This window comes from Serinicoccus hydrothermalis (assembly GCF_001685415.1).
In the GTDB taxonomy this organism is placed as follows: domain Bacteria; phylum Actinomycetota; class Actinomycetes; order Actinomycetales; family Dermatophilaceae; genus Ornithinicoccus; species Ornithinicoccus hydrothermalis.
Genome location: NZ_CP014989.1, coordinates 3,067,721 through 3,089,879, shown reverse-complemented (window position 1 = coordinate 3,089,879; position 22,159 = coordinate 3,067,721). Strand labels below are relative to the sequence as shown.

Here is a 22,159-nt window from a genome sequence, read left to right as displayed (position 1 = left end):
GCCCCTCATCCGAGGACCACCACCCCGACGCCGGTGATCGCCAGCTGGACCAGCGCGAGGGGCAGCAGGACCAGCCAGGCCAGCCGCTGCAGCTGGTCCTCGCGCACCCTGGGCCACGCGACCCGGAGCCAGAGGATGAGCACGCCGACGCCGGTGGCCTTGAGCAGCGTCCACAGCGCGCCCACCACGCCGATGTCGCCCCACGGCCCGCGCCAGCCCCCGAGGAAGAGGACGGTGAACAGCAGCGCCATGACGACCATGCCGGCATACTCGGCGAGCAGGAAGAAGGCGAAGCGCAGCCCGGTGTACTCCGTCAGCGGGCCGAAGACGATCTCGGAGTCGGCGACCGGGGCGTCGAAGGGGGTGCGCTGCAGCTCGGCGACGCTCGCGGCGAGGAGGACCAGCGCGGCGGGAAGCTGCCAGAAGAGCCACCACCACGACCACTCCTGCACGATCCCGGTGAGCGACAGCGAGCCCGCGGCCATCGCGACGCTGGCGGCGGCGAGGACGAGCGGCAGCTCGTAGGAGACGAGCTGGGCTCCGGCGCGCATGCCGCCGAGCAGGGAGTACTTGTTGCCCGAGCCCCAGCCCGCCATGAGCGTGCCGATGACCCCGACGCTGGTCACGGCGAGCACGAGCAGCAGGCTGGCGGGGACGTCGACGGCGACCCAGGTGGCCCCGAGCGGGATCGCGGAGAGCGCGACGAGGTAGGGGACGAGGGCGACCGCCGGGGCGAGCCGGAAGACCGGTCGGTCCGCGGCCGCGGGGGTCACGTCCTCCTTCTGGGCGAACTTGATGCCGTCGGCGACGAGCTGGCCGATGCCGTGCGGCCCGGCCTCCATCGGCCCGAGCCGACCCTGCATGTGGCCCATGAGCTTGTGCTCCAGCTGGCCCAGGGCCAGGGGCAGGACGAGGAAGGCCGCCAGCACGCAGGCGGCCTTCAGCCCGGCCTCGAGGGCCCACGGGAGTTCGGCGAGCATCGCAGCCACCCTAACGACTGACGGCGGCACGACCGGCTCCGACGCCCCGGGGGAACCGCACCGGAACCCCGGACCGGCCGCACGGTTTGCGCGCACCGGCCGCACGATTTGCTGTGCAGGACGGAAGGTGCGCGGCCAGTCGGACCAAAGCGCGCGGCCGGTCGACACAAAGCGTGCGGCCAGTCGACCAGGGTGCGGGCAGGATGGGGGTATGCAGATCCTCCCCCTGACCTCGGAGCACGCCGATGACGCGGCCCGGCTGTGGTCCGAGTGCGGCCTGACGCGGCCCTGGAACGACCCGCGGTCGGACTTCCGGATGGCGGTGTCGGGGCCGTCCTCGGAGGTCCTCGGCGCTCTCGACGACGACCTCCTCGTCGGCACCGTCATGGTCGGGCACGAGGGGCACCGGGGCTGGATCTACTACCTCGCCATCGACCAGGCCCACCGGGGCTCGGGCCTGGGCAAGGCCCTCGTCGCGGCGGCGGAGGAGTGGATCGAGGGCCAGGGCATACCGAAGGTGATGCTCATGATCCGCGCCGAGAACGACGACGTGCGCCGCTTCTACGAACGGCTGGGCTACGTCGACCAGGGCGTGTCCGTGCTGGGCCGCTTCCTCGACGAGGACCTGCAGCGTCTGCGCCAGGGCTCGGCCTGAGCAGCTAGCTCTCGCGCGGGCCCCAGGACGGGTCGGGCACGCCCGGCGGCAGCAGCCGCTTGCGCGGCCGGCGACCCTTGGCCGGCGCCCCGCCCGGACCCTCCCCGGGCTCCTTGGCGCCGGGCCACGGCTTGGAGGCCCGCGCACCCAGCACGAAGGACTTGCGCAGCGGCGTCCCCTCGAAGCCCTCGGGCAGCAGCAGCGGCCGCAGGCCCAGGCCGGTGCCGTCGTCGAAGCCCTCGAAGCCGACGCCGTACATCTCGTGCGTCTCCCGCTCGTGCCACGCGGCCCCGGCGAAGAGGTCCGTGACCGAGGCGAGCGACCCACCCTCCGGCACCCGCGTCCGCAGCAGCAGCCGGCGCAGCCCACCCGGGCCACGTCGGCTCACGTCGATGAGGTGGCACAGGACGTCGACACCCGGCTCCAGCCCCGGCTCGGCGTCGGCCTCCGCCTCCTCCGCCTCCTCGGCGTCGCTCTCGTCCACGCCGGAGAGCCAGTCGAAGAAGGCATACCCCTCGGCCCGGGCCGCGCGGACGCCCTCGTGCCACTCCCCCGCGGGGAGGCGACGGGTGTCGAGGGCCGGCGTGGCGCCGGGCGTCGCTCTCATGTCTCTCCTGCGTGCTCCGTGCGGGTCTGTCGTGCGGTCTGCCTAGGCCCGGATCGTCACCGGCGTCCCCAGGGGGAGCCCGACCTGCTCGACCAGCCGGACGATCTCGGCGTTGTCCATCCGGATGCAGCCCGAGCTGACGTCGGTGCCGATGAGCTCGGGCTCGTTGGTCCCGTGGATCCCGATGACGCCCTCGCCCCCGCGGAAGTCCATCACCACGTCGGAGTAGCCCGACAACCCGTAGGCGTAGGGGCCGTAGATGCCGTCGGGGTCCGGCGGCTGCAGCAGCTCGGTGACGAAGTAGTCGCCGCCGGGTGTCGGCCGGTCCGAGCGCCCCACGCCCACCGGCGTCCGGGCGACCTCCGTGCCGGCGTTCGTCACGACGATCTCGTGCCCGGCGAGGTCGACGTCGATGCGGAAGCTGTGCCCGCTGTGCGACACCTGGTTGGAGCGGACCCACCCGGTGCTGCCGTTGGGCCGCACGGGCAGCTGCACCTGGGTCCAGACGTCTCCGGTCTGCAGGGCCAGCAGGACCAGCTGGCCGGTGGTCCGCTCGGTGCGGTCCAGCACCATCTCCGGCTCGCGGCTCTCCCCCACCGCGTCCATGTCCTCCGGCTCGGCGAAGACCTGGAGCTGGTCCACGAGCGCGGTCGCCACGATCGTCTCCGGGCGCGCGGCCTCGGCGCTGGTGGCCTCCGGGTCCGAGGACTGCTCGGCGCTGCCCGCGCCCTCCTCCGGCTCGGTGGTGCCGGCGCCGTCGCCCGCAGACTCCCCCGAGGGCTCGGCATCCTCGCTCCCCGAGCACGCGGCCAGGGCACCGGCCAGTGAGCCGGCCAGGGCCGCCCGGAGGACGGCGCGGCGTCGCGGGGTCGCGGCGGAAGTCATACCGCCGAGCCTAACCCGGGACGCCCACGAAACTCCTCGGAGATCGGGGTGTGACGAAACGGCCGGTCCGTGCATGTAGGGGTGTGGACTCATCCACAGAATGCCTGCCACCTGGCCGGGACACCGGGGTCCGCTGTCCGGAAACGACAGACACCGAGCATGAGGAGACATCGTGCGTAGATCCATCGCAACCCTGGGGGCGACAGCCCTCGCGTGCGGGTTCGCCGTCAGCGCTCCGCTGATGAGCAACGCGGCCTCTCTGGAGGTCACGAGCACCGCGGACGGCACCGAGGAGGGCAGCCTGCGCGCTGCCATCATCGCCGCCAACGGCAACGACGAGGCGGACACCGTCACCCTCGACGGCGCCTCCACCTACACCCTGGACCTGACCGGGGCGGGTGAGGACGAGGCCGCGACCGGCGACCTCGACGTCACCAGCGACATCACCGTCGACGGGCAGGGCGCCACCATCGACGCCTCCGCGCTCGGTGACCGCGGCTTCCATGTCGCGGGGGGCGGCAGCCTCACGCTGCTCAACGTGACCCTCACCGGCGGTACCGCCGTCGACGAGCCGTCTGCCGAGGGCGGCGGCTCCGGTGGCGCCGTGCTCAACCAGGGCTCGCTCACCGCCGACACGGTGGAGATGAGCGGCAACAGCGCGACCCGCGCCGGTGGCGCCATCGAGGGCTCCGAGGGCTCCACCACCTCCCTCGCCGCGGTCACCCTGACCGGCAACACGACGGGCGACGCGCCCGGCAACGGCGGCGGGATGCACCTGACCGGCGCGGCCGACGCGGACATCACCGGCTCGACCGTCACCGACAACACCGCCAGCCTCGAGGGCGGCGGCCTGTGGAACGGCTCGGGCACCATGACCGTCACCGACAGCGTCGTCTCGGGCAACACCGCCTCGGGCGCCGAGGCCGACGACGGAGGCGGCGGCCTGTTCAACAACGGCGGCACGCTGGTCGTCAACGGCACCGAGGTGACCGGCAACACTGCCGACGGCGAGGCCGGCTCCGGTGGCGGCATCCTCACCCTGGGCGGCTCGGTCGAGGTGTCCGACTCCAAGGTCGACAGCAACACCAGCGTCCGCGCGGGTGGCGGCATCGAGGCGACCGAGGGGAGCTCGACGGTCATCACCGGCGGCACCCTGTGGCAGAACAGCACCGGTGACAGCCCCGGTAACGGCGGCGGCCTGCACCTCACCGGGGCCGGCACCGTCGACGTCACCGGCACCGTCGTGGCCGACAACACGGCCGGCGCCGAGGGCGGCGGCCTGTGGAACTCCGCCGGCGGCACCATGACGGTCACCGACGCCACGATCAGCTCCAACACCGCGTCCGGCGCCGAGGCGGACCAGGGCGGCGGCGGCCTCTACAACGACGGCGGCGAGCTGAGCGTCAGCAGCAGCACCGTCGGCGAGAACGTCGCCGACGGCGAGGCCGGCTCCGGCGGCGGGCTGCTCAACAACGGCGGCTCGCTCACCGTGACCGGCAGCGACGTCATGGACAACACCGCGGTCCGCGCGGGCGGTGGGATCGAGGCCGTCGTCGACGGCAGCGAGACCACGGTCACCGACAGCCGGCTCTCCGGCAACTCCACCGGTGCCAACCCCGGCAACGGCGGTGGCCTGCACCTCACCGGCGCCGGCACGGTGACGGTCGACACCTCGACCGTCACCGGCAACTCCGCGTCCAACCAGGGCGGCGGGCTGTGGAACTCCGGCACCGGCACGATGACCGTCAATGCCACCACCCTCAACGACAACACCACGGACGGTATGGGTGGCGCGCTCTACAACGACGGCGGCACGCTCGAGTTGACGAACAGCACCCTGAGCTCCAACGACGCGGCCGAGGGCGGTGGCGTGTCCAGCGTCTCCGGGGCCGTGACGCTGGTGCACACCACGGTGCTGCACAACTCCAGCGGCCTCGCCGGAGCGATCGAGATCGGCAACTCGGTGGTCGCCGACAACGGTGGCGCCGACGGAACCGACGCGGTGACTAGCACCGGCGGCAACGTCGTGGGTGACACCATCACCGCCGGTGACGACGACCTCGGTGGCGTGAGCGACCCGGGCCTGGGTGACCTGGCCGACAACGGCGGCCCGACGATGACCCACGCGCCCGTGGAGGGCAGCGTCGTCATCGACGCCGGTGTCGAGGCCAACGCCCTGGACGTCGACCAGCGTGGTGCCGACCGTCCGGTCGGGGCTGCGGTCGACAGCGGCTCGGTCGAGGCCGGCGAGTTCGACGACGGCGGCGACGACGACAACGGTGACGACGGTGACGACGACGGCTCGATGCCGCCGGCCTCCCCGGCCGACCCGGTCGAGGCGGACCCGACGTTCACCGGCTGATCCCACCCTCACGGTGAACAGGTGAGCTCGTGCGGCGCGAAGGACAGGTCCAGCCGGACCACGCCTTCGCGCCGCACCGGCCCTGTAGCCTGAGCGAGATGCCCCCGACGACGGACGACCCCGACCTGCAGCTGCTGCAGCAACGGGATCCCGACGCCTGGGAGGCGTTGTACCGGCAGAGCTACTCGATGATGCGGGGGTATGCCGCCCGCCGGGCCCCCGCCGGAGCCGACCCCGACGACCTGGTCTCGGAGGCGATGGCCAGGGCGCTGGACCGCATCGACACCTTCGAGGACCGTGGCATGCGCATCCGGGCGTGGCTGTTCGGGGTGCTGCGGCACGTCGTGCTCGAGCACATCCGCAGCTCCTCCCGGTCGCAGGCGGTCGACCTCGACACCCACGAGGACGCCGGCCGGGGACCCCTCCAGACCGTGCTGCACGAAGAGGAGTCCGCAGCGGTCCGGGAAGGGTTCTCCCGGCTCAGCGAGGACGACCAGGAGCTCCTGTGGTTCCGGGTGGTCGCGGGGCTGTCCGCCGCCGAGACCGCCACCCTGGTGGGACGGGGCGAGGGCGCCGTCCGCCAGGCCCAGTCCAGAGCCCTCACGAGACTACGTACGACGATGCAGGAGGTGCACCCGTGAACGACGACGAGCTCGAGCTCGCGATCGCGCAGGCGCTCACCCCTGCCGACGCCGAGCCGCCGGAGGACCGGGTCGCCGCGCTGCGCGAGCAGGCCGAGCGGGCCCGACGTGACCAGCCGGACGCCCCGCAGGGGGCAGAGCTGCGCAGCGTCGACACCGGCGCACCAGCCCCGTCACGACGCGAGCGACCCAAGAACACCGGCACCGGCACCCGCTGGTGGACGGCCGCCGGCGTGGCCGCGGCGGTCGCGGTGGGTGTCGGCATCGGCACCGCCGTGGACCTGGGCGGCGAGAGCACCGACGAGGTCCTGGCCCGCGGGGTCCCGGAGTTCGAGGCGACCCTGGGCTCCGAGGGCGCCGAGGTCGACGTCGAGGGCTCGGCGGCGCCCGAGGGACGCATCGTGCGGCTGCGCTCGGAGAGCCTGCCGGACCTGCCGATCGGGGAGTACTACGAGCTGTGGTTCCTCGCCCCCGGTGACTCCCCCGACAGCCCGGACCGCATCTCCGCGGGCACCTTCCACCCCGCCTACGACGGCAGCGGCACCGACGTCGTGCTGCACGCGGCGGTCGACCCCGAGCTCTACCCGATGATCGAGATCACCCGCGAGCTGCCGGACGGCGACCCGAGCCCCTCCGGCGACGTGGTGCTGAGCGGCAGCGCGACCCTCCTCGAGCAGGACGGGCGCTAACCTCTCCCCGTCGTGATCGGCGGGAAACCTGGTGCAACTTTCTCTCCTCCGCCGCCGACACACCTCCTGACAGATCAGGACGACGAAGGAGACACCACCATGCGACGTGCGTCACGCATCCTGCCGCTCGTGCTCGCCGGGGCGCTCGCGCTCAGCGCCTGCGAGGGCGAGGCCGCGCAGTTCGAGGACGCGGACTCCTCGGCCTCGCAGGCCCAGGACGACACCCAGGACGAGGCCCCGGAGGAGCAGGCCGACGACGGGGACCAGGAGGCCGCTACCGAGGGGGAGCAGACCGAGACCGACGTCGAGGCCGACTCGGCGGCAGCGGCCGGGGTCGACGTCAACGACGTCGGCGAGCCGCTGGCCACCGCGACCATCCCGGCCACCGTTCAGGGAGACGAGGACGCCACGCTGGAGGTGGCCGTGCACAGCATGGTCCGCGACGGCGACGTGGTCCTCGGCACCTTCTCCTTCCAGGTCCAGAGCGACGCGCGCGGGGTCGCGCCGGCCTGGATCTACAGCTACATGGGCGACCGCAGCTGGAAGCCCTACTTCGTCGACACCGTCAACCTCACGCGGCACGACGTGGTGTCCGGGCCGGGGACGAAGGCCGCCACCAGCTCCCAGGAGCTCAAGTTCCTCCCCGGGCAGACGATCTACGGCTACGCGGTCTTCGCCGCCCCGCCGCAGGACGTCACCACCGTCACGCTGAGCCTGGTCGAGGGCGCCCCCACCGTCGAGGTCGAGCTCCGGTGAGCATCATCGCCACGGCGGCACTGGCGGGGGCGCTGCTCTCCCCGCTCCCGGCCCAGGGCGCCGACCCCGGTGACTCGGTCGAGGACGCGCTGCGGTGGGTCACCCCCGACGTGCTCGCGGCGAGCGTGACGGAGCTCGACCCCCGGGTCGTCCAGCTGGAGGACAACATCACCCCCGTCGAGACCCGCTCGACCGAGGGCGAGGAGACAGTGATCTCGCTCGCCTCGGACGTGCTCTTCGAGTTCGGCGAGGCCGACGTCACGGGCGCCGCCGAGGACAAGATCACCGAGCTCGTCGCCGACGTCCCGGACGGTGCCACGGTGCAGGTGCACGGGCATACCGACAGCATCGGCACGGCGCAGGACAATCAGGAGCTGTCCGAGGAGCGGGCCGACACGGTGGCGCAGATCATCGAACGGTCCCGCCCCGACCTGGAGCTGGAGGTCGAGGGCTTCGGCGAGGAGGAGCCGGTCGCCCCCAACGAGGAGGGCGGGGAGGACGACCCCGAGGGTCGGGCGCTCAACCGCCGGGTGGAGATCCGCTTCGAGGGCTGAGGCACGGTATGCCCGCCGCGCGTGGACGGGCGCGCTAACCTCCCCCCATGGACGAGGCCAGCGCTGCGGTCGTCGCCGCGGTGCAGGCCGGGGACGACCTCGCCGCCCGCTCCCTGCTGCGGGACACCCCGGCCGCCGGCCTCGACGACCAGCTGCAGGCGCTTGCGACGCTGGCCGCGGACGGCTCGAGGCTGGCCACCGAGCTGCTCCTCGAGCAGCTGGACGGGTCCGGGATGGTGCGCCGGTTCGTGCGCAGCTCGCTGCTCGACCCCGCCGCGGTGGACGACGTGTGCCAGGACACCCTCATCTCGGTCGCCGGCTCGATCGGCTCCTTCCGCGGCTCCGCCCGGGTGTCGACGTGGGTGCACAGCATCGTGCGGCGTCGGGTGGTGGACCACCTGCGACGGCAGCGCGCCACCGCTCCCCTGCCCCCGGAGCAGGAGGCGCCCTCCCAACGGATGAGCTCGATGCTGGCGACCCGCGCCACCGTGCGCGAGGCCCTGGGCTCCCTGCCCGACCTCTACCGTGAGCCCGTGACGCTGCGCGACGTCGAGGGTCTGACGTATGCCGAGATCGCCGGCCGGCTCGACCGCAACCTCGGCACGGTGAAGGCGCAGATCGCGCGTGGCCGGGCCCTGGTCGCCGGGGCGCTGGACCCGTCGGAGTGGACCAGCCGGTGACTCCGGTGGGGGGTCGGCTGTCGGTGGGGCGCTACGCCCTGGACGAGGTCATCGGCGTCGGCTCCTTCGCGACCGTCCACCGGGCCACCGACGACCGGCTCGACGCCACCGTGGTCGTCAAGATCCTTGCGGAGAACCACAGCCTCAACCCCGAGGTGCGCGAGCGCTTCATCGCCGAGGGGCGGGCGCTGCGGCGGGTGAGCAGCCCGCACGTCGTGACGCTCTACGACCTGGGCGAGAGCGAGCGGCAGCAGCCCTACCACGTCCTGGAGCACGCCGACCGCGGCACGTTGGCGCAGCGGGTGCGTGAGCTGCGGTCCGAGGGGTGGACCGCCTCCGCGGCCGAGGTGCTGGTGCTGGCGCGGCAGCTCGCGACCGCCCTCACCGCGGTGCACCGGGCCCGGCTCGTGCACCGGGACCTCAGCCCGGCGAACGTCCTGCTCACCTCGCTGGACACCGCGGACGCGCCCGACTCCCGGCGTGCGGGGCTGCGCCTCGTGCGCGAGGACGAGCAGGTCCTCGTCGCCGACCTCGGCATGTGCAAGGACCTGGCGATCAACTCCGGTCTCACCGTGGCCGGCGGCACGACCGGCTTTCGCGCCCCGGAGATGCAGGCCGGTCCCGCGGTCGTCGACGGCCGGGCCGATCTCTACTCGCTGTCGGCGCTGCTCGCCTGGGTCTGCGAGGACGCCGACCTGCCCGAGGCCCTGGACCGGGCGCTCACCCGCGGCCAGGCGACCGACCCGGCAGACCGGCAGCAGGACGTGCCCGCCTGGCTGGCGGAGGTCGAGGAGGCGCTCGAGCCGGCCCCGGACGTCCCCGCGTCCGCGGCGCCGGAGGTGCCGGCGCACGAGCGCAGGCCCGCGCGGGTCCGCCTCGTCCTCGCCGCGGCGCTCGCGGCGCTCCTGCTCCTGGTGGGCGGCGTCGTGCTCGGGCGGGCGACCTCCGGACCGCCCGCGGCGACGCAGACCGCGCGGATCGCCATCAGCGGGCCCGACGAGGTGACGGTGGGGGACCAGGCGGAGTTCACGCTGCAGTCGACCGGGGTGCGGTCCTGGGCGTGGGATCTCCCCGGTGGCCGCTACGTCACGGACGAGCCCTCGGTGACGCTGCGGCCCACCGGGCCGGGGCGGGCCACGGTGGTCGTCCACGCGACGGACGCGCAGGGCAGGGAGCTGCTGGCCGAGCACCGTCTCGACGTCCGCGCCGACGAGTAGTCGTCCCGGTCCCGGTGCAACTCTGCGGGCGCGCCCGCCGACAGACCCCGTGACGGCATACCCCGAACCAGGAGACAGCAGATGAGAACGCACCAGCACCGCACCCTCGTGGCGCTCGCCCTCGCCGGGGCGATGGGCCTCACCGCCTGCGCCGGCGACGACCCCGCGACCTTCGAGCAGGTCGAGGGCGAGGCGGACGGCGAGACCGGCGCCGACGAGGCCGTGGCGTCGGCCGATCCCGCGGACGGGGCCACCGAGGAGGAGTCCACCGCTGTCGAGCCCGCCGAGCCGCAGACCGTCGAGCTCGAGGAGACACGCCACGTCAGCGAGGACGAGGAGGCGTTCTCGGTGACCGTGCACGACGTCTCCGTGCACGACTACTACGTCGAGGCCGAGGTCACCGTCGTCAACGACTCCGACGACGAGCTCGCCACGTGGTACGGCGCATCCAACAACTCCCCGCGGCTCTACGACGACCGCGGGCGGGAGTTCACCTTCCAGCCGCAGGCCGGCGGGGAGGGCGAGACGCTCTACCTGCAGGGGCGCGAGGGGGTGGACGCGGTCTTCGTCTTCGCCGGGCGGGTCGACCCGGAGACGAGCAGCCTGACGCTGGACCTGGAGGCGCTCGGCGAGTCGTGGTCCCAGCTCACCTTCGAGGTGCCCCTGGGTGGTTCCCGGTGAAGCGGCGTCTCGGGACACTCACCCTGGTGGCCTGCCTCGGCGCGACCGGTACGCCCGTGGCCGCCGCGAGCGAGGCACCCGTCCCCGCGGACTACGAGGCTCCGCGGTCCACGGTCGAGGTCTACTCCGCCTGGGACGCACCGCTGACCTCCACGACCTTCTTCTACACCGACCCCGAGGACGTCGAGCCGGAGGTGCTGGAGGAGACCGTCGGCGCCGAGCAGGACGGGGAGGACACGGTGGCCACGCTCTCGGACCGCTTCCTCTTCGACTTCGGCTCCGCCGACCTGAGGCCGACGGCCGAGCAGAGCCTGGACACGCTCGCGGCCCTGCTGCAGGACACCGAGGGCCCGATCACCGTCACCGGCCACACCGACTCCCTCGGCACCGAGGAGGTCAACGGCCCGCTCTCGCAGGACCGCGCCCAGGCGGTGGCCGACTACCTGGCGGGTGCCGGGGTCGAGGCCTCGCGGATGGAGACCGAGGGGCTGGGCTCCACCGACCCGGTCGCGGACAACACGCACCCGGACGGCAGCGACGACCCGGAGGGGCGTCAGCAGAACCGGCGGGTCGAGGTGCGCTACGACGGGGGCTGAGCCTCGTCGCCCGCGGGCTCGGTCGGCGGCGCGACCAGACCGCGGGTGACCTCGGCACCGCTGACCGGGCGGTCGGCATACCGGGACCCGGACCGGGCACGCGCCCGGCCCGGGGTCTCGGCCGCGATCTGGTCCTGCAGGGTGACGATGCCGTGCAGCAGCGCCTCGGGGCGGGGCGGGCAGCCGGGGACGTAGACGTCGACGGGGATGAGCTGGTCGACGCCCTTGGTCACCGAGTAGCTGTCCCAGTAGGGGCCGCCGGAGTTGGAGCAGGCGCCGAAGGAGATGACGTACTTCGGCTCGGGCATCTGGTCGTAGAGCCGGCGGATGACCGGCGCCATCTTGTCGGTCACGGTCCCGGACACGACCATGAGGTCGGACTGGCGCGGGCCCGGCGCGAACGGGATGACGCCGAGCCGGATGAAGTCGTGGCGCGCCATCGAGGCGCTGATGAACTCGATCGCGCAGCAGGCCAGCCCGAAGTTGAAGACCCAGAGGGAGTACCTCCGCCCCCAGTTGAGGACGACCTGCACCGCACGCGGCGCCTTCTCGACCGGCGCCCCGACCCGCGGCGTCGGGAGGCTGGCGGTATGCCCGGTGCCGGGCCTGGTCGGCGCGTTCACCTCACCACCACCGCAGCAGCCCGCGCCGCCACACGTGCAGCAGCGCGATGACGAGGACGCCGACGAAGACGGCCATCTCCACCAGGCTCGCGACGCCGAGGTGGGTCCGGATGACCAGGGCCCAGGGGAAGAGGTAGACCGCGTCGACGGCGAAGCCGACGTAGAGCAGGGCATACACGAGGTAGCGCACGCTGCCCTGCTGCCAGCCGTCGCCCACGGGGTCCACGCCGGACTCGTAGGTCGTGACCTTCTCGGGCGTCGGGTCGCTCGGCGCGAGCGCGCGGCGGGCACCGAAGGCGGTCGCGACCAGGGCCACGCCCAGGAGCGTGACCAGCGCGACGACGAGGTAGTCGGACATCGTCCCCAGACTAGCCGGGGCCCTGCGCCAGGTGCTGGAGGCCGGCCTCGATGATGGTCACGGCCCGCATCTGGTCGATGGCCTCCTCGCTGCGGGTCTGCACGACGAGCACCACGCCGCCGGGCGGGGAGGCGTCCGGGTCACCGTCGGTCTCCTCGGTCTCCCGGGAGGTCTCCAGGTAGAACGACAGGGCGAGCACGCCGGGGACCGAGCCGCCCTTGAAGGCCTGGTAGGTCACCCCGTCCGGCGGGGTGAGCCCGGGGTTCGTCGCGAGGATCTCCCGGACCGGCTCACCCGCCCCGGACGTGGCCTGCTGCTGGAGCCGGGCGTGCAGCGAGCAGATCTCGGCGCCGGTGAGGAACCAGTCCACGCCGCTCTCCCACACGGGGACGGTCACCGCGGCCGCCGGCACGTCGAGCTCCTCGGGCAGGTCGGCCAGGATCGCCTCCCGGCTCTCGGGGACCGCCGCCTCGGCCCACCGGTCGCGCACCTCGCTGTCCACCTGCCACCCGAGCTGGAAGATCTGCCGCGTCGTCGGCACCGGCATGATGCGCGTCGTGTCCAGGCCCGCGGTGGTGACGCTCTCCCGCAGGGCACCCTGGCCGACGGCCTCGATGAGCAGGTCGGTGGCGGTGTTGTCGCTGATCGAGATCATGAGCTCGGCCGCCTCACGCACGGTGACGGTGGAGCCGTCCTCGCGGTCCTGCAGGACGCCCGAGGGCAGGCTCGTGACGTCCGGGGTGATCGTCAGCTCGTCCTCCCAGGCCAGGTCCCCCTCCTGCGCCGCGTCGGCGACCGCCGCGAGCACGAGCAGCTTGACGACCGAGCCGCTGGGAAAGGCCTCGCCCGGGTCGAGGCCCCGGGTCGTGTAGGTGACCTCGCAGGTGCCGTCCCTGACGTCGCCCACGACGACCTGGCTCTGGCCGCCGAGCTCGGTGAGCGCCTCGTCGAGATCGGGCCAGGACGAGATCTGCGGCGCCTCCCCCGAGGTGTCCGGCTGGAAGAGCAGGCTGGCGATCTGGTCGTTCTCGTCCAGGCTCAGCGTCATGACCAGGGGCTGGTCCGCGGCGTGCAGCGTGAGGGTGGCCGTGCGGCCCACGCCCTCGCTCTGCGCGGCCGAGGTCACGGTGTAGGGCGCCGAGCCGCGCAGCCCGGCGAAGATCGTGCCGAGCTGGATGACCGAGACCTCCTCGAGGAAGGTCGGGGCGAAGCGCCGGGCCGACTCCTCCGCCGCCGGTCCGGTGGCGTCCTCCTCCAGCAGGCCCAGGACCCACTCGGTCTGCTCCAGCAGCTCCTCTTCGGGGATCGCGGTGGCCGGGTCGACCGGCTCCGCGGGTTGCGCGTCGGTCGTGGGCGCCGAGGTGGCGGCGGCCTCCTCCGGCGCGGAGGTCTCCAGGACCAGCGGTGGGGTCGTCGTCATCGCCATGTCGTCGTCGTACTCCTGCGTGCATCCGGCGAGCACGAGCGCGCCGGCGAGCGCACCACCGACCAGCCTGCGCATCGTGCCGCCTCCCTCGTGCCTGGGGACCATCTCAGCACGTCGCGCTCCGCAGCGCCTCGGCGGCCTGGACGGCATACCCCCCGCCGAAGAGGAGGACGTGCACGAGCAGCGGGACGGACTGGTAGGCGGGGACGCGGCTCTCCCAGCCGTCGGCCAGCGGGAAGTCCTCGGCGTAGGCCGCGAAGACCCGTCCGCTGAAGCCGCCGAAGAGCTGCATCATCGCGAGGTCGACCTCCCGGTGGGCGTAGTGCGCGCACGGGTCGATGAGCCAGCTGCGGCCGCGCGGGTCGACCAGCCGGTTGCCCGCCCAGAGGTCCCCGTGCACGAGGGTCGGCGGCTCGAGCGGGCCGAGGTGCTCGGGCGTGAGCCGCTCGGCGTCCGCCAGGCTGCTGGCGTCGAGCTGGCCGCGCTCGACGCAGCGCCGGGTGAGCGGGAGCACGCGGCGGTCGAGCCAGGACTCGGCGAAGGTCTCGCACGGCGTGAGGTCGACCGGGCAGTCGCCGAGGTATGCCGTCGGCTCGCCGTCGATCGCGCCGTAGCGCTCCCCCGTGGTCCGGTGCAGCGCGGCCAGCTCGCGCCCGAAGGCCTCCTCCGAGGCGGCGGTGCGCTGCCCGCCGCTGCTCACCCGGTCCAGGGTGATGCCCTCCTCGCCGACCTCGCGCACGGCGGGCACCCGGGCCCCGGCCTCCGCGAGCGTCCGCAGCCCCAGCGCCTCACGGTCGAAGAACAGCGGCGGCGCGCCGGCCCGCGTCTTGGTGAAGACCTCGCTCACGGGCATACCTCGCTCATCGGTCGCGCTCGTCCCGGCATCGCCCCACCCTCGCAGCCCCTGCCGGAATTCGACGACTGAAAACGTCGCCATGGCTAACACACCAGATGTCGAAAACGGGCAGCGACCGAGCCCGCCGGATTTCGACCTCTCGAAACGTCGCCATGGCGACGATTCCAGAGGTCGAATTCGGGCAGAGGGGGACGGGCAGGCGGGAGGGCGGGTGTCGGGGCAGCGATGTCGAGGACGGGGGGCGGGCCTGCGAGGCTGGGTCCATGCACATCATCACCGTCTGCCTGGGCAACATCTGCCGCTCCCCCGCCGCCGAGGCCGTCCTCCACGCCCGGCTCGAGGAGGCCGGCCTCGACGACGTCACGGTCAGCTCGGCGGGCACCGCGGACTACCACGTCGGCGACCGGCCGCACTCGCAGTCCCAGGCCGAGGGCGAGAGCCGGGGGTATGCCTTCACCAGCCGGGGCGCGCAGCTCGTCGCCGGCGACCTCGAGGCCGCGGACCTGGTGGTGGTCATGGACTCCTCCAACGAGGAGGACGTCCTCGCGCTGGCCCCGACCCCCGAGGACGAGGCGAAGGTCGTGCGGCTCGGCGCCTTCGCGTCCGACGCGACCGAGGGCGGCGACGTCGCCGACGTGCCGGACCCCTGGGGCCAGTCGCGCGAGGCCTTCGTCGCGATGTACGACCAGGTCGAGGACGCCGTGGCCGGGCTGGTGGCAGCGATCAGCGAGGACCGCGTCGACGAGGTGCTCGCCGCCTACCGGGCCGCGCGCTGACGGCTCCGCCAGTCATCTCCCGGACACCGGTCAGCCCCCGTCGAGGCCGACCTCACCGCGCATCCAGTCCACGACGCGCCGGGCCAGGTCGTGGTCGCAGGCCCGCTCCGACCGGGGGATGAGGGTGGGCCGTCCGCGCAGGTGCTGCCACCCGTCCGGTCCGACGTAGGAGCCCGGCGGCAGCGGCTGGGTGAGCGCGAGGAGCACCGCCGCGGCGCCCTCGCCCGCCGTCATCGCCAGCGGCCGGCTGGCGGCCGTGACCGCACGGTCGACCACCGCGTTGCCGCTCGCGTTCTGCAGGTTGGTGACCACCCACCCGGGGTGGACGAGCTGCAGCTCGGTGCCGGTCGGCATACGGGAGGCGAGGTCGAGACCCCACAGCATCGCGGTGAGCTTGGACCGGGAGTATGCCCGGGGCAGGCTCCACCGCGTCGTCCGGAAGTGCGGGTCCTCCAGGTCGATCCGGCCGGACGTGTGCGCGTGCGAGGTGACGAGCACCACCCTGCCGCCAACTGCGGGCAGCAGCGACTCGACGAGCAGCATCGGCGCCAGCGCGTTGACGCCGAGCAGCAGCTCGAAGCCGTCGACGCTCTCCTGCCGGCGCGGCGACACGACGCCGGCCACGTTGACCAGGTCGACCTGCTCCCCCTCGACCAGACCCGCGATCTCGGTCACCGCCCGGCGCACCGAGGCCAGGTCGGCGAGGTCGAGGTCGACCAGCCGGACCGGGTCCGGCCCGGGTGCCGTCGTCTCCCGGGCGAGCCGGGCGCGCACCGCCTCCCCCTTGTCCCGGTTGCGCACCGGCAGGACGAGCCGGGCGCCCCACCGGGCCAGGTGCAGCGCCGCCTCCCGCCCGATCCCGTCGCTCGCCCCGGTCACCACGACGGTGCGACCGCGCAGGTCCGGTGCGCGCAGGTGCTCCCACCCGAGCACGTCGCCCGCCTTCTCCACCGCTTGCTCCGACATGGCACCGAGTGTGCCAGCGGCCCGGCTCGTCGTGGCCGGGAGGGCGTCCGCCGACGGCTACCCTGTCCGCATGACGGTGACCCTCGATCCCGCCGACGACCGCGCCTCCTTCTCGGCCGCCGTGGCCGAGATGCCGATCAGCAGCCCGCTCCAGGGGTGGGGCTACGGCGAGGCACGCAAGGAGCTCGGCCAGGAGCCCCTGCGCTATTTCATCCGCCGTGGCGGTGAGGTGGTCGGCGCGGTGCAGCTGCTGCGCAAGCGCCTCGTGCCCGGCGTCAGCACCCTGTATGCCCCGCGCGGCCCGGCCCTGACCGACCTGGACCTCCTCCCGGAGGTCGCCCAGGCGATCCGCGGCGTGGCCCGCCGCACCGACCACTACCTCACCATCGAGCCGCCGCACCCGATCTTCGCCGGCCACAGCGCCAGCCAGGACGACCTCGAGGAGGAGCAGTCCCGCATCCCGGCGCGCCACGGGCCCTTCCGCCGGGCCAGGACCGAGCAGCCCGAGCACACCATCCTCATCGACACCACGCCCGACCTGGACACCCTCTTCGCCGGGCTGCACAAGATGGCGCGGCGCAACGTCCGCACCGCGGAGCGGATGGGGGTCGAGGCCGGGCGGGACGAGAGCTTCGAGGACTTCTGGGAGATCTTCACCGCCACCAACGAGCGGTCCAGCCTGGGTGCCTTCCCCCGCGCCTACTACGAGGCGCTGCGCCGGGAGGCCGACCAGGACGGCGGCGAGGCATACCTCGTCCTGTCCCGGCACGAGGGACGGGCGCTCGCGGGCGGCTTCTACATCGCGCTGGGCGACACCACCTGCTACCTCTACGGCGGGTCGGTGCGCGACGACCGGCCGCCGCAGGAGGGTGAGAAGCGCAAGGACGCCAAGGCCCCGGACGCGTTCTACTGGGCCTCGATCAAGGACGCGCACGAGCACGGCTACTCGACGCTGGACCTGTGGGGCATCCCCCGCCTGCTCGACGAGAGCAAGCACTCCTTCGGCGTCTACAAGATGAAGCTCAAGTTCGGCGCCGACCGCTACTGGTTCCCGGCCTACGACCTGTCGCTCAGCCCGCTCAGCCCGGCACTGCGGCGCGCGCTGCGGCTGCGTCGCTCCTACCTCAACTATCGCAGCTTCGGCACCACCGACGACGTGCTCTGAGCCCACCTGTCGCGCGGGCGCGTGCGATGCTGGGCCGATGCACGAGCAGGCGCGGGCGCAGCTGGAGGCCAAGGAGACCGAGCTGGTCGCCCAGATGGACCAGCTGGCCGCCCCGGTGCAGGACCAGGGCAGCATCTCCTTCGGCAAGCGGGTCGGCGACGGCACCGCCATGGCCGTAGACCGGCTGACCGCGGTCACCGCGCACGACAACCTGCAGGCGCTGCTGGGCCAGGTCCGGGCCGCGCTGCGCGCGCTCGACGACGGCAGCTACGGACGGTGCAGCTTCTGCGGCGAGGCGATCCCGGAGGACCGCCTGGAGGCCCGACCCTGGGCCACCACCTGCGTCCGGCACGGCTGAGCCGACCGGTCCCCGCGGCTGCCCCTGGCGGCGGATGGCGCGTCCCTGGGCGCCTTTAGGGGAGAGTAACCTTGTCTATTGACATGTCTTCTACTCCATTCCACCAGCTCGAGCGCGTCGTGATCCGTTTCGCCGGTGACTCCGGTGACGGCATGCAGCTCACCGGCGACCGCTTCACCTCCGACACCGCGTCGCTCGGCAACGACCTGTCGACCCTGCCCAACTTCCCGGCCGAGATCCGCGCGCCGCAGGGCACCCTGCCGGGCGTCAGCTCCTTCCAGGTGCACTTCGCCGACCACGACATCGCCACCCCCGGCGACGCCCCGGACGTCCTGGTCGCCATGAACCCCGCCGCGCTCAAGGCCAACCTCCCCGACCTCCCGCGGGGGGCCACGGTCATCGCGAACTCCGACGAGTTCACCAAGCGCAACCTGGCCAAGGTCGGGTATGCCGCGAGCCCCCTCGCCGACGACTCGCTCGCCGACGCGGGCTACCACGTGCACGCGCTGCCGCTCACGTCCATGACGGTCGAGGCGCTCGCCGAGATCGAGGGCCTCACCCGCAAGGAGAAGGAGCGGGCCAAGAACATGCTGGCCCTGGGCCTGCTGTCCTGGCTCTACTCCCGCGACACCGAGTCCACCGAGGCCTTCCTGCGCGCGAAGTTCTCCGGCGCCCCGGAGATCCTCGACGCCAACCTCACCGCGCTGCGCACCGGCCACGCCTACGGCGAGACCACCGAGGACTTCGCCGTGCGCTACCAGGTGGCGCCGGCGCCGATGACCCCCGGCACCTACCGGACCATCACCGGCAACCAGGCGCTCGCCCTGGGCCTGGTGGCCTCGGCCTACCGCACCGGGCTGCCGCTGGTGCTCGGGTCCTACCCGATCACCCCCGCCTCCGACGTCCTGCACCAGCTGTCCGCGCTCAAGGCGCACGGGGTGACGACGCTGCAGGCCGAGGACGAGATCGGCGCGGTCGGGATGGCGCTCGGTGCCAGCTTCGGCGGGTCGCTGGGCGTCACGACGACCTCCGGACCCGGGCTGGCGCTCAAGAGCGAGACGATCGGGCTGGCCGTCGCCACCGAGCTGCCGCTGCTGGTCATCGACATCCAGCGCGGCGGCCCCTCGACCGGGCTGCCGACCAAGACCGAGCAGGCCGACCTGCTGCAGGCGCTCCACGGGCGCAACGGCGAGTCCCCGGTCGCGGTCGTCGCGGCGTCCTCCCCCACCGACTGCTTCGACGCGGCGCTGGAGGCGACCCGGATCGCCACGACCTATCGCACGCCGGTGATCCTGCTCTCCGACGGCTACCTCGGCAACGGGTCCGAGCCCTGGCAGATCCCCGCGGCGGCCGAGCTGCCCGACCTGACGGTGCGGCATACCACCGAGCCCAACGCGACCGACGAGTCCGGCGAGCCGGTCTTCCACCCCTACCTGCGCGACCCCGAGACCCTCGCCCGGCCGTGGGCGGTGCCGGGCACCCCGGGGCTGGAGCACCGGATCGGCGGCATCGAGAAGGCCGACGTCACCGGCAACATCTCCTACGACCCGGCCAACCACGACCACATGGTCCGGCTGCGCCAGCGCAAGATCGACGCCGTCGCCGACTCGATCCCGCCGCTGGAGGTCGACGACCCGAGCGGCGAGGCCCGGGTGCTGGTGCTGGGGTGGGGCTCCACCTACGGCCCCATCGCGGCGGCCACCCGGCTGGTGCGGGCCACCGGCGCGAAGATCGCCCGCGCGCACCTGCGCCACCTCAACCCCTTCCCGGCCGACCTCGGCGACGTGCTGCGGCGCTACGACCGGGTCGTGCTGCCGGAGATGAACCTCGGCCAGCTCGCGCTGCTCCTGCGCGGGCGCTACCTCGTCGACGTGCGCAGCCACACCGCGGTGCGGGGGCTGCCCTTCACCGCCGGGGAGCTCGCGCAGGTGATCCACGAGAACCTCATGGAGATCCAGGGACAGGAGGCCCGCGCATGAGCATCGACCTCGGTATGCCCTCGCCCGGGGGCTCCGCCCCCGGGTCCCCCCGGAACGACGCAGTCGCCGGCACCGCCGGTGTGCCCACCCTCCCCGAGGGCGAGCGGCAGACGAAGAAGGACTTCACCTCCGACCAGGAGGTGCGCTGGTGCCCGGGCTGCGGCGACTACGCCGTGCTCGCCGCCGTGCAGGGCTTCCTGCCCGACCTCGGCCTGCGCCGGGAGAACATCGTCTTCGTCTCCGGCATCGGCTGCTCCAGCCGCTTCCCCTACTACCTGGACACCTACGGGATGCACTCCATCCACGGGCGTGCCCCCGCCATCGCGACCGGGCTCGCCACGGCGCGCGAGGACCTGTCGGTCTGGGTCGTCACCGGTGACGGCGACGCGCTGTCGATCGGTGGCAACCACCTCATCCACGCGATGCGGCGCAACGTCAACCTCACGATCCTGCTCTTCAACAACAAGATCTACGGGCTGACCAAGGGGCAGTACTCCCCCACCTCCGACGTCGGCGCCGTGACCAAGTCGACGCCCGCCGGGTCGGTGGACCACCCCTTCAACCCGGTCTCGCTCGCCCTCGGCTCGGAGGCGACCTTCGTCGCCCGCACGATGGACTCCGACCGGGCGCACCTCACCGAGGTGCTCCGGGCGGCGGCCGCGCACCGCGGCACCTCGCTCGTGGAGATCTACCAGAACTGCCCGATCTTCAACGACGGCGCCTTCCAGCTGCTCAAGGACCGCGACGAGGCCACCGGCCGGGTGGCCCACCTCCGCGCCGGGGAGCCGGTGCGGATCGGGGCCGAGGGCAGCGCCGAGGCCAAGGTCGTCGCGCGGGACGCGGGCGGCCACCTGCGGGTCGTGCCCGAGGCCGCGGTGCCGGACGGGCATACCGTCGTCGTGCACGACCCCGCCGACCCGGACCCGACCCCCGCCTTCGCCCTCTCCCGGCTGGACGACCCCAGCATGCAGACGGTGCCGATGGGGATCTTCCGGCAGGTCGAGCGGACGACCTACGACGACGGGGTGCGCGAGCAGGTCGCGAGCGCCACGGCGGGCAGCGTGCGGGACGAGGCCTCGCTCGACGGCCTGCTCCACGGCCGCGACACCTGGACCGTCGACGGCACCCGGCCCGGTGAGGTGGAGCAGACGCTCGAGGGCGAGACGACCGAGGGCCCCATCCCCGCGGCCGGCGAGACGCTGGTCGAGGAGGCCGAGGAGGCCTTCGAGGAGTGAGCCGTAGACTCCGGTGGTGACCCGCGACACCCACCTGTCAGGGGGGCCGCAGGCCTCCGGCCGGCCGGCCGAGCCGTCCTCCGGCGCAGCGGCCACCGGCGCGGAGGACGCGGCACGGCGGACCCAGCAGGGCACGGCCTACGGCTTCCTCGCCTACCTGCTGTGGGGCATCTTCCCGCTCTACTTCGCCACGCTGCGCCCGGCCGGGCCGTGGGAGATCGTCGCGCACCGCATCGTGTGGACGCTGGTGCTGTGCGGGCTCATCCTGCTCATCCGCCGCGACCTGGCGTGGATGGTCGCCCTGGCGCGGACCCCCCGGCGGCTGCTCGGGGTCGCGCTCGCCGGCGCGCTCATCGCCACCAACTGGGGCATCTACACGTATGCCGTGCTGTCCGGGCACGTGACCGAGGCCGCGCTCGGCTACTTCCTCAACCCGCTGGTCACCGTGGCGCTGGGCGTGGTGATCCTGCGGGAGCGCCTGCGCCGGCTGCAGTGGACCGCCGTGGGGATCGGGATCGTCGCGGCGATCTACCTGACGATCGACTACGGCTCGCCACCCTGGATCAGCCTGGCCCTGGCGTGCTCGTTCGCGCTCTACAGCCTGCTGAAGAACCGGCTCGGCGTCTCCCTCAGCGCGCTGCGCTCGCTCGTCGGCGAGACGCTGGCGATCCTGCCGGTCGCGGTGATCATCCTGCTCTGGCTCGCCCGGGCCGACGCGACGACGTGGGGCGGGCACGGCGGCGTGCACACCGTCCTGCTCATGACGACGGGCATCGCGACCGCGGTGCCGCTGCTGCTCTTCGCCGCGGCCGCGAGCCGGGTGCCGCTGTCGACCGTGGGCCTGCTGCAGTTCCTCACCCCCGTCCTGCAGCTGCTCTGCGGCGTGCTGCTGCTCGGGGAGAGCGTCCCGGCCTCCCGCTGGGTGGGCTTCGCGCTCGTCTGGCTGGCGCTGGCGGTGCTGTCCACCGACATGGTGCGGCAGGTGCGCCGCGGGCGGCGCGAGCGCCGCGCCCGCCGTCGGAGCGCCGAGGGCGGGACCGGCCTGACCGACCCCACGCCCCTCTGACCTCCTTCCGCACCGCGCGGCGGTATGCACGTCGTGCAATTTTGCACG

24 protein-coding genes are annotated in these 22,159 nt (G+C 73.3%); 16 read left to right on the top strand and 8 right to left on the bottom strand.

Annotated features, from left to right (window positions below; genetic code table 11):
• Positions 1-5: 5 nt before the first annotated feature.
• Entirely contained in the window at positions 6-980 is a 975-nt protein-coding gene (locus SGUI_RS14410) for a complex I subunit 1/NuoH family protein (RefSeq protein WP_066641444.1), read from the bottom strand.
• A gap of 211 nt (positions 981-1,191) precedes the next feature.
• Here SGUI_RS14410 and SGUI_RS14405 point away from each other — a divergent pair, with 211 nt between their 5' ends.
• Positions 1,192-1,635: a GNAT family acetyltransferase gene (locus SGUI_RS14405; RefSeq protein ID WP_066641442.1), complete on the top strand. Its 444-nt coding sequence runs from the start codon at positions 1,192-1,194 to the stop codon at positions 1,633-1,635.
• A 4-nt stretch (positions 1,636-1,639) separates the two neighbouring features.
• Here the strand turns inward: SGUI_RS14405 and SGUI_RS14400 are convergent, their stop codons facing one another.
• On the bottom strand, positions 1,640-2,242 hold the full coding sequence (locus tag SGUI_RS14400) for an NADH-quinone oxidoreductase subunit C (RefSeq protein WP_066641440.1): 603 nt from the start codon (positions 2,240-2,242) through the stop codon (positions 1,640-1,642).
• Positions 2,243-2,284: 42 nt separating this feature from the next.
• Entirely contained in the window at positions 2,285-3,127 is an 843-nt protein-coding gene (locus tag SGUI_RS14395) for a L,D-transpeptidase (RefSeq protein WP_066641438.1), read from the bottom strand.
• A gap of 241 nt (positions 3,128-3,368) precedes the next feature.
• Between SGUI_RS14395 and SGUI_RS14390 the strand changes: the two genes are divergently transcribed.
• From SGUI_RS14390 to SGUI_RS14350, 9 genes are all read left to right on the top strand, one after another.
• Positions 3,369-5,489 carry a choice-of-anchor Q domain-containing protein gene (locus SGUI_RS14390; RefSeq protein ID WP_066641436.1) on the top strand — a complete coding sequence of 707 codons (2,121 nt, stop codon included), beginning with the start codon at positions 3,369-3,371 and terminating at the stop codon, positions 5,487-5,489.
• 98 nt (positions 5,490-5,587) lie between these two features.
• On the top strand, positions 5,588-6,130 hold the full coding sequence (locus SGUI_RS14385) for an RNA polymerase sigma factor (protein ID WP_157621861.1): 543 nt from the start codon (positions 5,588-5,590) through the stop codon (positions 6,128-6,130).
• The gene (locus SGUI_RS14380; protein ID WP_066641431.1) at positions 6,127-6,819 is read left to right on the top strand and encodes an anti-sigma factor; all 693 of its coding nucleotides are present in this window, start codon (positions 6,127-6,129) and stop codon (positions 6,817-6,819) included. The genes SGUI_RS14385 and SGUI_RS14380 overlap by 4 nt, the downstream gene beginning before the upstream one ends.
• A 99-nt stretch (positions 6,820-6,918) precedes the next feature.
• A complete protein-coding gene (locus SGUI_RS17765) occupies positions 6,919-7,575 on the top strand; it encodes a hypothetical protein (RefSeq protein WP_066641429.1) in 657 nt (218 codons plus the stop codon).
• Positions 7,572-8,129: an OmpA family protein gene (locus tag SGUI_RS17215; RefSeq protein WP_066641427.1), complete on the top strand. Its 558-nt coding sequence runs from the start codon at positions 7,572-7,574 to the stop codon at positions 8,127-8,129. The genes SGUI_RS17765 and SGUI_RS17215 overlap by 4 nt, the downstream gene beginning before the upstream one ends.
• A gap of 47 nt (positions 8,130-8,176) precedes the next feature.
• Complete coding sequence (locus tag SGUI_RS14365; protein ID WP_066641425.1) at positions 8,177-8,809, top strand: RNA polymerase sigma factor; 633 nt, start codon at positions 8,177-8,179, stop codon at positions 8,807-8,809.
• The gene (locus SGUI_RS14360; RefSeq protein WP_237141377.1) at positions 8,806-10,026 is read left to right on the top strand and encodes a protein kinase domain-containing protein; all 1,221 of its coding nucleotides are present in this window, start codon (positions 8,806-8,808) and stop codon (positions 10,024-10,026) included. The genes SGUI_RS14365 and SGUI_RS14360 overlap by 4 nt, the downstream gene beginning before the upstream one ends.
• 81 nt (positions 10,027-10,107) lie before the next feature.
• A complete protein-coding gene (locus SGUI_RS14355) occupies positions 10,108-10,707 on the top strand; it encodes a hypothetical protein (RefSeq protein ID WP_066641420.1) in 600 nt (199 codons plus the stop codon).
• Positions 10,708-10,733: 26 nt separating this feature from the next.
• Positions 10,734-11,303: an OmpA family protein gene (locus tag SGUI_RS14350; protein WP_191090921.1), complete on the top strand. Its 570-nt coding sequence runs from the start codon at positions 10,734-10,736 to the stop codon at positions 11,301-11,303.
• On the opposite strand, the gene SGUI_RS14345 is transcribed toward SGUI_RS14350, so the two are convergent.
• The 4 genes from SGUI_RS14345 to SGUI_RS14330 are packed head-to-tail and all read right to left on the bottom strand — an operon-like array spanning position 11,288 to position 14,563.
• The gene (locus SGUI_RS14345) at positions 11,288-11,926 is read right to left on the bottom strand and encodes an NADH-quinone oxidoreductase subunit B (RefSeq protein WP_066641418.1); all 639 of its coding nucleotides are present in this window, start codon (positions 11,924-11,926) and stop codon (positions 11,288-11,290) included. The two genes, SGUI_RS14350 and SGUI_RS14345, sit on opposite strands and share 16 nt — an antisense overlap.
• A 1-nt stretch (position 11,927) precedes the next feature.
• Positions 11,928-12,284, bottom strand: coding sequence for an NADH-quinone oxidoreductase subunit A (locus SGUI_RS14340; RefSeq protein WP_066641417.1), 357 nt, complete (start codon positions 12,282-12,284; stop codon positions 11,928-11,930).
• A gap of 10 nt (positions 12,285-12,294) precedes the next feature.
• Positions 12,295-13,785 (bottom strand): serine hydrolase, encoded by a 1,491-nt coding sequence (locus SGUI_RS14335; protein WP_157621859.1) that lies wholly within the window; start codon positions 13,783-13,785, stop codon positions 12,295-12,297.
• Between the two features lie 31 nt (positions 13,786-13,816).
• Positions 13,817-14,563: a fructosamine kinase family protein gene (locus tag SGUI_RS14330; protein WP_066641415.1), complete on the bottom strand. Its 747-nt coding sequence runs from the start codon at positions 14,561-14,563 to the stop codon at positions 13,817-13,819.
• Positions 14,564-14,829: 266 nt separating this feature from the next.
• On the opposite strand from SGUI_RS14330, the gene SGUI_RS14325 reads away from it, so the two are divergent.
• Positions 14,830-15,342, top strand: coding sequence for a low molecular weight protein-tyrosine-phosphatase (locus SGUI_RS14325; protein ID WP_066641413.1), 513 nt, complete (start codon positions 14,830-14,832; stop codon positions 15,340-15,342).
• 30 nt (positions 15,343-15,372) lie between these two features.
• Here SGUI_RS14325 and SGUI_RS14320 read toward each other — a convergent pair whose 3' ends face one another.
• Positions 15,373-16,308 (bottom strand): SDR family NAD(P)-dependent oxidoreductase, encoded by a 936-nt coding sequence (locus SGUI_RS14320; RefSeq protein WP_066641411.1) that lies wholly within the window; start codon positions 16,306-16,308, stop codon positions 15,373-15,375.
• Positions 16,309-16,378: 70 nt separating this feature from the next.
• Between SGUI_RS14320 and SGUI_RS14315 the strand changes: the two genes are divergently transcribed.
• From SGUI_RS14315 to rarD, 5 genes are all read left to right on the top strand, one after another.
• A complete protein-coding gene (locus SGUI_RS14315) occupies positions 16,379-17,473 on the top strand; it encodes a lipid II:glycine glycyltransferase FemX (RefSeq protein WP_066641408.1) in 1,095 nt (364 codons plus the stop codon).
• A 37-nt stretch (positions 17,474-17,510) separates the two neighbouring features.
• Positions 17,511-17,831, top strand: coding sequence for a TraR/DksA family transcriptional regulator (locus SGUI_RS14310; RefSeq protein ID WP_066641406.1), 321 nt, complete (start codon positions 17,511-17,513; stop codon positions 17,829-17,831).
• 83 nt (positions 17,832-17,914) lie between these two features.
• Entirely contained in the window at positions 17,915-19,810 is a 1,896-nt protein-coding gene (locus tag SGUI_RS14305) for a 2-oxoacid:acceptor oxidoreductase subunit alpha (RefSeq protein ID WP_066641405.1), read from the top strand.
• Positions 19,807-21,045 (top strand): 2-oxoacid:ferredoxin oxidoreductase subunit beta, encoded by a 1,239-nt coding sequence (locus SGUI_RS14300; protein WP_237141376.1) that lies wholly within the window; start codon positions 19,807-19,809, stop codon positions 21,043-21,045. Before SGUI_RS14305 ends, SGUI_RS14300 begins: the two co-directional genes overlap by 4 nt.
• A gap of 16 nt (positions 21,046-21,061) precedes the next feature.
• Entirely contained in the window at positions 21,062-22,111 is a 1,050-nt protein-coding gene (rarD, locus tag SGUI_RS14295; RefSeq protein ID WP_237141375.1) for an EamA family transporter RarD, read from the top strand.
• The last annotated feature ends 48 nt before the right edge of the window (positions 22,112-22,159 follow it).